We start from the raw sequence: 8,771 nt of genomic DNA on the forward strand, positions 1-8,771 counted from the left end.
ACCCAACCCTCCATTCACAATCTTCAAACGTTTGCACACTCGCACTGCAGTGCTGCTGATTTTAGCCTTAATCTCTTATGCAGGAGCAACTCATGTTGGTGCTAACACGATCAACAGCGGTAGCATCTCCGGGGTTTTTTCGAGCCCATTTTAACCGGGGTAGTGATTGATCTGGACGGCAAGACGCTGATTCCCGTCGATAACACCGCGACCGGGGTCTTCACTGGCTTCGGGACGAATGCCATCACGTGGGGAGACCGTGATCCAAGCACTCTTACTTTCACCGGTAAGAGTTTCAGCGGTGTGGCGCCCGGCCAAGTATTTGATCTAGGCACACTAACTTATACAAATGGTAACAGTTTCCGAGAGACATTAATTTTCGGCGCTACGCTGACGCTTTCGGTTAATTCGACACAGGGTGGAAGTGTTGACCCAAGTACCTCAAGTGTCGATTTCTTGTCGACCGCCAATCACTTTCTTCCAAATGATGGGCTAGACCCACGGTTCAAGTTTCAGGACGCCGACTTCCTTAGTTTTAGTGCATTCCCTCAGACTTTTAACGTATTTGAAGACAGTACAGCGAGTGCTGAGCTTTTCGGCAAGATCGTTGGAGATCCTCAACTGGTTCTAACGGGAATCGAGCTGAATCCGGATCAATCGAATAATGGATTTATCGGGCACGGTGTAGGGTCTGTTCCTGATTCGGGTGGCACGCTCGCCTTGGTGGGAATCGCTTTGGCGGCATTGGCCTTTTTCGGCATCAGCAGAAAAACGGCTGGAACGGTCTAAAGGCGCGTTTCGATAGGTTCATTCCGAATCAGCCTCGCTCCCGGAAGGCGTAGCTGATCTAATTTTCGTTAGACCTAATCTAATCATCGGAAAATGTGAACGCGGTACGGGAAGACGTTAAGATTGCATCGCCTGGACAGTTCCAGCAGCCCATATCACCCATCAACCGCTCCCATTCGTCCAGGTTGCCGCGAAACCCGAGTTCGCAAGCAGTTTGCCAGCTTAATTGCGCCGACATCTCGCGCCGCTTCCCGCTCTTTGTATCGGATAAGTTCTGATAGTGGCGGCGTGAGATGAAGATGTGTGACGCTGGCGGGTCGTGCTCAGCGCGCATAGTTTCGACAACGGCTTTCACTTCACGAATCGCCTTGGTAAGTTTCTCCAGAGCCTCATGAAGTTGCCGTGAGCGCATTCTGTTCAATTGAACGTATTCACATCCAGAGGTCAATATTTCCTCTTTGGATCGCGCTCCTTTTAGTCATCGCGACTTCCGTCACAAGCGGGGCCGAGGATCTTGAACTGAGGGACTTGGATGTCGCGAGTTGGGACTGTCTTGATCGAGCAGAGGGAACCGCGAAGATGATGGACGCCATGGAGCGTAATCGGATGAAGAATCGCTCGCCAGAGAATCAAACGGTGGACCTATTGAGTTCCTGGATACCGCTGCGTTCTTAAAAAAACTTAGTGGATATGGTGCGTATGCTCAGGGCAAACGCCGTTCGGGGCTAACAGCTGAACAAAAGGACCAACTGAGTTCACTCGAAAAGCAGATCGTATCGCTCACCGGCTGGCTTAACCTCGCGTATGCAGGACCGCCCGAAACAACAAATTGCGGCAATGCCACGTTTCACGATTGGCATCTTGAAATATTTGAAGACCCAAGCGATCACGCACCGCAAGTCGGCGATCCGACTCCAATCATTTGTGAGATTACGCCCAGGACGGAGCAGGCTCTGTATCGTGAAGGTATTCGCATTCAGTCGCTCGCCGGATTTTTCCGGCTACAGGACAGGCGCTTTCAAGCGACGGGGCACAAGGCGCAGAAGATTCGTGTGACTGGCTATCTCATGTGGGACGATGACCACAACGGGAGCGCAGACGTCGGCTCAACGATCCAGTATTTCGGCACCAACGGATTTCATCATCCGTGGCGCTCGACGGCATGGGAAATTCACCGGATCATAAAAATCGAAGCGATTGAATGAAATATTGGGAAATCATCATCGAAAATCTCCGCAATGCTGGATGGAATTGTGGCTCTATGGCGACTACGGATGCTAAAGGCCGATCAATTTGGGTTGTGGCCGCAGAGCGTGAAGACGCGGGACGCTTTATTGTGCACGCCGATGAAGTGCTAACTGCGTTTATGGAACTACAGGCGGTGATTCATCGTCAACTTCGGAACGTTAATTCACCGTAATGGCGACCGGGTCAGAGGGAATCCCATTGACCACGACAACGAGCGAACTAGGCCCGCGCTCTTGCGTGGACGGTACGTCGAAATGAGTAGAGACCAAGTCATTAGAAGCAACAGCCATGCTACTGTGGTCGTGCGTGCGGCTATAAAACACATGTCCGGTTCTGTTATTAGTAATGCGCACCAGCGGATAGTTCGTTGCGGCTTGTTGGTCGTCTCCGTACGCCGCTGCTTGCGACATCCCGTTAAAGCGGTAGCCAGAAATCATGTACGAACCGCCCTGGCTTACCCTGTTAGGTGCGGATTGGATCGTCGGCGCCCATGCAGGATTGTAGGTTCCGGGAGGATTGTAAACTGAAACAAAAAAGAAGTCGGTGAAAAGGATCTGGCCGGTTGGTAACACGAGGAAATTGCCATAGAAAGAAGAATCGTCTGATGCATGCGGAGCTGGCGAAACTTCCGTGAGGCGCAAGCCATCCCACTCAAAGAAGGTAGATGGCGTATTGAAGATACCGGGGCTTGTCATCATGAGAACCCTCCCATTCGGCTCGAGTGCCGCAGGGCCGTCTGCAATGTCGAGCGATCCCGGAAAATCCGGCCCCCCAGTCCAGCCGCCGGTGTGCGAGTCATAGATGGCGGTGTGACCAGCACTACAACGATTTGCTCCCGTGTAGAAGACGGTCCCGTCCGGTCGCAGAACTCCAGGTCCCACTTCGAACGAAGCATGATTCTTGCCGCCACAATGAAAAGCAGAATCCCAGAGTTGCACAATAGTACTGCCCGCGCTCGACCAAGAGCCGGTAACCGGGTCGTAAATTTCCGAGTTAGTGCCGTTGGCGTCGTACTGAAAAACGTACGCATCCACTGTGAGCACCTTTTTGTTGGGCAGCAGCGTCCAGCCTTCTTCGTCGTTGACATCGAATTTTCCTGAACCAGTCGGCGTCCAACTGAAATTACTAAGGTTAAGCAAAGCTGCCTGATTCGTGCAGCAGTTGGCCTGCATGAACGTTCCATTGGAGAGAACGACGCCTTGTGCATCGCCAATGGTGGACCAACCTGTTGGAGGATTTACCATCGTCCAGGTGTTGGTTTGCGGATCATAGATCGCTCCCAAATTAGTCCAGACCGCATTGAGAAAATTGTATTCGCCTCCTTCAATGATGACACGGCCGTCAGGCAGAACAGCTGACGAATGATAAAGCGGGCTATATCCGGCTGGTGTTGAAGCCAGCTGTGTCCATGTCCCATTCACATAACTGCCGAACTGATCAGGCGTCAGCTTNNTAATTGCCACGGCGAATTTGGCGCGAGCGCGGCAGCCGCAGTGAATTCCCTCGCGTTCTTTTTCGGCGGGAGTGGTTTTAATGGCCGTAACCCCTGTGCGCCGACAAGCGCGGCGCAACTAAACAACGCCAGCACGACAACTGTTGTTTTGATTCGGATCAGTGGATTCATGATTCCCTTCTTCCTTTCCTCTGCTGAATGAATTTTCGAAAACCGGATACAGGAGGCGAAGAACCGAGCGGGGAACAATTCCTAGCCTAACTCTAGATCCGGTTGGTTACGTGATTCTTGTAAGTGTCCTAGCTTTGTCAAGGCGAATCGCCAGATTGAATATTTCACGGTCGTTTTCTACGGTCTGAAAATTCTTTACTGCAAAAGTGCGCAATTCTGCGTAAGGCAGTGCGAATGCTGATCAGCCGAAACACCTAGCGTCCGCAACGTGGCGCAGGCTGGTGAAAACGTGCGCAAAAACTCTCTCTTGAATTAGAAATCAAATATCTGATTGTGACGGGCGTAACTACAAACATTTGCGTGGAATCGACTGTAAGAGACGCGATGTTCAGAGACTATCTTTGCGTTTTACTTGCCGAGAACGAACCACGAAGCATCTCTTTTAAATACCGAGGTATTGCTTGGCTGGGTTTCCGATTCAGAAGAGTTCCTAAAAGCTTTTCCTGTTAACACTGCGAAAGCAGACTGATAAAAAAATTGCCGGGTGGAACTTCCGATTTCGTGTCGCAGGGGGTGGTTCTGCCTCGCATCCCATTCGAATGCAGGGAATCAAGACTTCGTGGTTGCTTTTTCCGTATTGCCCTTCTAACGGAGCTGCTAATGGAAGTAGGCTGGGCTGATTCTGGACGGATGCTAAGGGATCAGTAGTCTAGAGACCTTGTTGCCATCGATCTGTGTGATCCAAAGGTTGCGGGCTGCGTCTCTGGCGATACCCCATGGGCTGCCGGCAGGCTTTATTAACTGCACATCCGTGAAGACACCATTGGGGGTAATCTTCACGATCTCATTGATAGGCGGTTCAGTGAAATACAGATTGCCGTCCGGTCCCGCCGTAATATCCTCTGGCTGGGCATTGGCGGTGGGCACTGTGAACTCGGTGATCACACCGCGGGTGGTGACCCGCCCAATAATGTTTTCGAACTTGTTAACGAACCACAGGTTGCCATCGGGACCCGTCGTGATGTCAATGGGATCGTTGGGACCAGTCACAGGGCCAAACAGGGTGAAGTTCCCGGCTTCATCCATGCGGCCGATCATCTCGGAGATGCCTTCGCAAAACCAAAGCGCGCCATCGGGACCCAGCGTGATGTCTGTTGGGCGGCCGTTGGACGGGATTGCAACGAAGGTCATGATCCCGGTCGCGGGGTCCAGCTTGACGATGGAGTTGCTAATTTCATCGGTGAACCAGATCAACCCATCTGCAGTGGCGGCAATTCCGCCGGGGGTCAGGCTGCAGGGCTGCCCGCCAGCGCAGTCGGGGGCAAATCCGGTGAATACACCGCCGGTCGTTACCCTGCCGATGCCTTCGGGGAAGCCAGATGCTTCAGTGAACCACAGAGCGCCATCTGCTCCTGCAGTGATGGCCTCCGGTGCAGAACTTGCCTGCGGAACAACGAACTCCGTGATATTGCCCTTCGGATCAATGCGGCCAATCTGGTTGGCGGCTGCCTCTGTGAACCACATGTTGCCGTCGGGTCCGAAAGTGATGCCCTCCGGCTCGCTGTTAGCGGTAGGGATGCGGAACGATTTGAAGGCCGGGGCTGCGTCTGCCAGTGGCGCAAGGGCACCCAGCGCAAGGAGAGTGCCATTAAGCACCATTTTATTTAATAGTATTCGCATTTTCATGGTAATTTTCCTTTCTGCGGTTTGAATGTGAAGGGCTACCGAATTGCGTGGCCCCTTCAGAAACGGACCATCCTCCGTCGATGTCCGTAAAGCGAAATAATGTAACACAGTTGTTACTTTTTGAATGGCTCCCAACGGGTGAATGGGATGCGCGCGAAGCGTCAAATGTCCTGCTCAGCCAGCTGCGGCGCTCGCGAAGTCTTTCAGAGTTTCGCTACTACCTTATTTTCACTTCGCGACCCCGTTCTTGTCCGCCTCCATGCCATAGCCATCAGGCGGAGTGCGCTTTCTTTGCGTACGTTGTCGAGATTCTGCAATTCGGTCTCAATCGAGACGCTGAATTGGTGCGAACTGTATCCCGGTAAACCAAGACGTTTCGCATAGTTTGCTATGAGTTTAACTGCCATTTTGTTGGTCCCTTTCTGTGTTGTTAGTTAAGGGTTTTAAAAAAGAAGTCCCGACCGAATGGCCGGGCCTGAGAGGTTGAAGTTATCGAACCGAAATATTGCTAATCCGGTTGTGTTATTTCGTGATTCCTCCGCTACTTTCCGTCTGTTGATACGCTTGTTATTTCCGAGCGCTTGCTCGACGATTCGGTTCACAAGAGTCGTCATCGGAATTCGCTGAGCTTTCGCTTGACGATACAATCTGGACACGAGGTCCCTTGAGAGCTGCGGGCTATAATGTCTCAATTTTGGCATTTTGCCCCTCCGTTCTGCTTCACGCGAGGTGGTTGAGTGGATCACGCCCGTGTGTTCGCGTTCCACAAGGCATGATGAGCCGTTCTTCGCGGCCCACAAATAGAAAAACCTCCGGCGGTGCAGGGGCGCACGGAGCCTGGGTAATCGGTCGAAAAAATAATGCTAACCTGCCGTCAGGCCCAGTTCTTTATTCCAGTCACTTCCATGGCGGCTGTGCGTCGGGCGTTGGGGCGCAGCGCAATTTGCGGTATTACGCAATCGTCGACACGGCAGACGGAAAGGGCGTGAACGAATTGCTTGTCGCAGCAGGACTGGCACAAATCCACGGAACACGAACACCGCTGCCCGATGGACGCGACTCACGCGAATACCTGGCCCATTTTGCGCGACCTACAAAACGAACCGAAAGCAGCGAAACGTGGTGCATGGGGCAAAGAGTCCCGCTTCCTTTACCCCCGGGCAAACTTGAGAGTGTGTTAAATCATCCTTCCATGATCAAAAGCGGTGCTCTTTTTTTTCTTTCGGACCGCTCGCCTCCACTGTTCTTTCTCAATGTGGTTGAGCACTGGGAGATGCAGTGGCCGGAGCGGATTGGACCGTGATCACCAACTGTAGCACGCCGACGCAGTGTTCTATGCTGCGCAGTCTGAAAGAACCTATGATGCCCTTACCGATGAAACGGTCTTCAGCTTCGCCACGCTCGGCCTCGCCTCGACCCAGCCGAAAGCCAGCCGCGGTTAGTTTTTGCAGGAAAAAGCGCGTTGCCTTTGGGAGCTCCATCGGAACGAAGCCTTCGAGTACGATCGCGGGTCCCACCTCGCGGGTAGCAGTGATGACCGTGCCGGGCGGCAGAGGAAAATCTTTCGGGAACTCTGCCGGAATGCTCACCGCGGGCCCAGCTTGAGCGCATGGGGGCAAACTGGGCTCAGGCGCCGCTGAGCTACCGGGCGATGAAGTAGTGGCGGCAGGCGTCGCGCACAGGGCGCACACGGAACTTAGCACTCCCAGGGTCCAAGTTCGCGCGCTCCGTCGCGCGAGGGATGGTGGTGAACTGGCGCACCAAGAACCTACTCTCACCGCGCGGACTATATATCATAGAGAAGAGATAACCCAGCCGATCTCCCTTCCCTCTGAATTAGCTACTTGATTATCGTCCCCGTGCCGTTGAAGTCGAACGGCGTAGCCGCGTCGGCGAGGTTCGAGTTACCGAGGGGCACCCGGAACCCGGGGGGCTCGGTCGCACTTCCGAAGTAATACACCGAGAAGCCACTGATCGCCGCCAGGATGCTTCCCGACTTAATCCCAAGGACAGATAGGTCGGCCGTCATAGTGATTGTGCACGGTGTCGGTGCAAATGGGTTCACCATGCCGGAAGAGGTGCAAGTACCTCCGAGCGTGCCCGCCTCAAAGCGTTCGAATTCGAAGTGGGTGAGGCTCGGCGACAATCCGCTGACTGAACCCGCCTCAACGCCCGGCGTCGGTGCGGTCACATCTCCGGGGTTATCGCGATAGGCAATGTAGAAGTTGTTGTTCGGGAATTGCCTGTCCTGCGCTGCATTAGGCACGGCTGCAGCCCAAAACTCGACGCCCCACAGCCCACCGGTGGCGCTACCTGGAACGTTGGCGCACAGTATTGCATTCGCGGCCGTTGGCGCTGCCCCCAGCGTCATCGTGACAGTCATCATATTCGTATTACTGCTGTTGCGTGTCGCGTTCACGGCACGGATATCCATTGAGGGCGCACAAGCGGCGACCGGTTCCGCCAAGCCTTCGGCATCGAACACATCGCCCGCCTGGTCGGTGACCGCGTGATCGGTGATCGGGTAAGAATTCATCGCCGCAATGTTCTGGGCTTTGAAGATGCTGGCTCCGGACAGCTGTCGCGAGAAGAACTGCCGGGTATCGTGCCGCCCGTTGTTGTCATCCGCCCAGGTCACGTAGGCCGCTCCCACGTGGTCGACATCAACGGTGAAGAAGTCGAGCAGGTTTCGGTTTGATTGATCGCCGCTCTGGCAGCCGGTGCCGTTAGTACAGATACCGCCAATATGTATTGGGTGATCCGAGATCTGCACGCTCTTGAAGTTCGGGCCGGTATTGAGAGCATTCTGCGACTGCCCGAAGTAGACGTTCCACACCGTCGTATTCGGATTGCAGTTTGGCCCCGCGGCTGTGCAGCTGTCGTTCGGATTACCGCTATTGTCGTAGAACGCGATATTCGGGTTAAGACCGCTGTTCGACTTGTAGTAAACGATATCCACCTGTCCAGGGCTACCCGCCACCATCCACGGGAACACGGCCGAGTCGCCCGTTTCCTTGGTTAGGTTGATCGCCGGCGACCAAGTACCTTCGATGCCGCCACCAGTAGAGAAAGCATAGAACACGTCTGTTTCGCCTTCACTCGCCGACGAGCCTGGAACGAACGTCTGAGCTTGGGCCCAGGTGAAATACAGGTTGCCAGCCGTATCAATCGTCAGCTGCGGGAAAATATTGGCCGGATTATGTGGACCCAAATCCTTCACTTTGTGGCGCGTCCATGTGTTTCCGAAATCATCGGAAATAGCGAGGTAGAGTTGGAAGTTTGTTCCCACGAGCCGCTCAAATGGAATGTAGACCCTGTGGTTATGGGGTGAGCTTGTCGACTTATCGACGACCACCGGACCGGCTATCCAGAGGTTCTCGTCTGTCGGGTCTGGACACACAGTTGAATCGGCGTCGTTCGGGGC

The 8,771-nt window shown here is 53.9% G+C and carries 10 protein-coding genes and 1 pseudogene; 5 read left to right on the forward strand and 6 right to left on the reverse strand.

Translation table 11 applies throughout. The annotated features are described in order from the left end of the window. The first annotated feature begins 147 nt into the window (after positions 1 to 147). Positions 148 to 789, forward strand: a complete 642-nt coding sequence (locus DMG62_23450; protein ID PYY20491.1) for a hypothetical protein — start codon at positions 148 to 150, stop codon at positions 787 to 789. Positions 790 to 868: 79 nt separating this feature from the next. On the opposite strand, the gene DMG62_23455 is transcribed toward DMG62_23450, so the two are convergent. Continuing rightward, entirely contained in the window at positions 869 to 1,201 is a 333-nt protein-coding gene (locus tag DMG62_23455) for a hypothetical protein (GenBank protein ID PYY20492.1), read from the reverse strand. Between DMG62_23455 and DMG62_23460 the strand changes: the two genes are divergently transcribed. The 3 genes from DMG62_23460 to DMG62_23470 all read left to right on the forward strand — a co-directional run bounded on the left by DMG62_23460 (position 1,192) and on the right by DMG62_23470 (position 2,209). Further along, positions 1,192 to 1,464: a hypothetical protein gene (locus tag DMG62_23460; protein ID PYY20493.1), complete on the forward strand. Its 273-nt coding sequence runs from the start codon at positions 1,192 to 1,194 to the stop codon at positions 1,462 to 1,464. The two genes, DMG62_23455 and DMG62_23460, sit on opposite strands and share 10 nt — an antisense overlap. Before the next feature lie 129 nt (positions 1,465 to 1,593). Then, positions 1,594 to 1,845 (forward strand): hypothetical protein, encoded by a 252-nt coding sequence (locus tag DMG62_23465; GenBank protein PYY20494.1) that lies wholly within the window; start codon positions 1,594 to 1,596, stop codon positions 1,843 to 1,845. Between the two features lie 145 nt (positions 1,846 to 1,990). Continuing rightward, entirely contained in the window at positions 1,991 to 2,209 is a 219-nt protein-coding gene (locus tag DMG62_23470; GenBank protein ID PYY20495.1) for a hypothetical protein, read from the forward strand. On the opposite strand, the gene DMG62_23475 is transcribed toward DMG62_23470, so the two are convergent. Further along, positions 2,196 to 3,608, reverse strand: a complete 1,413-nt coding sequence (locus DMG62_23475; GenBank protein PYY20496.1) for a hypothetical protein — start codon at positions 3,606 to 3,608, stop codon at positions 2,196 to 2,198. The genes DMG62_23470 and DMG62_23475 overlap by 14 nt on opposite strands. Positions 3,609 to 3,979: 371 nt before the next feature. Here DMG62_23475 and DMG62_23480 point away from each other — a divergent pair. Continuing rightward, positions 3,980 to 4,190, forward strand: a pseudogene (locus DMG62_23480) (hypothetical protein). Positions 4,191 to 4,354: 164 nt separating this feature from the next. Here DMG62_23480 and DMG62_23485 read toward each other — a convergent pair. From DMG62_23485 to DMG62_23500, 4 genes are all read right to left on the reverse strand, one after another. Continuing rightward, complete coding sequence (locus DMG62_23485) at positions 4,355 to 5,320, reverse strand: Virginiamycin B lyase (protein ID PYY20497.1); 966 nt, start codon at positions 5,318 to 5,320, stop codon at positions 4,355 to 4,357. A gap of 470 nt (positions 5,321 to 5,790) precedes the next feature. Further along, positions 5,791 to 6,003: a hypothetical protein gene (locus tag DMG62_23490; GenBank protein PYY20498.1), complete on the reverse strand. Its 213-nt coding sequence runs from the start codon at positions 6,001 to 6,003 to the stop codon at positions 5,791 to 5,793. A 594-nt stretch (positions 6,004 to 6,597) separates the two neighbouring features. After that, positions 6,598 to 6,936, reverse strand: coding sequence for a hypothetical protein (locus DMG62_23495; GenBank protein PYY20499.1), 339 nt, complete (start codon positions 6,934 to 6,936; stop codon positions 6,598 to 6,600). Between the two features lie 251 nt (positions 6,937 to 7,187). Then, a complete protein-coding gene (locus DMG62_23500; protein ID PYY20500.1) occupies positions 7,188 to 8,636 on the reverse strand; it encodes a hypothetical protein in 1,449 nt (482 codons plus the stop codon). Positions 8,637 to 8,771 lie beyond the last annotated feature (135 nt).

Source organism: Acidobacteriota bacterium (assembly GCA_003225175.1).
In the GTDB taxonomy this organism is placed as follows: Bacteria; Acidobacteriota; Terriglobia; order Terriglobales; family Acidobacteriaceae; genus Gp1-AA112.

Bases quoted from the DNA above. Each gene is read 5' to 3' on its own strand.
- DMG62_23455 (PYY20492.1), bottom strand. From the start codon at position 1,201: ATGCGCTCACGGCAACTTCATGAGGCTCTGGAGAAACTTACCAAGGCG.
- DMG62_23465 (PYY20494.1), top strand. From the start codon at position 1,594: ATGCAGGACCGCCCGAAACAACAAATTGCGGCAATGCCACGTTTCACG.
- DMG62_23470 (PYY20495.1), top strand. From the start codon at position 1,991: ATGAAATATTGGGAAATCATCATCGAAAATCTCCGCAATGCTGGATGG.
- DMG62_23485 (PYY20497.1), bottom strand. From the start codon at position 5,320: ATGGTGCTTAATGGCACTCTCCTTGCGCTGGGTGCCCTTGCGCCACTG.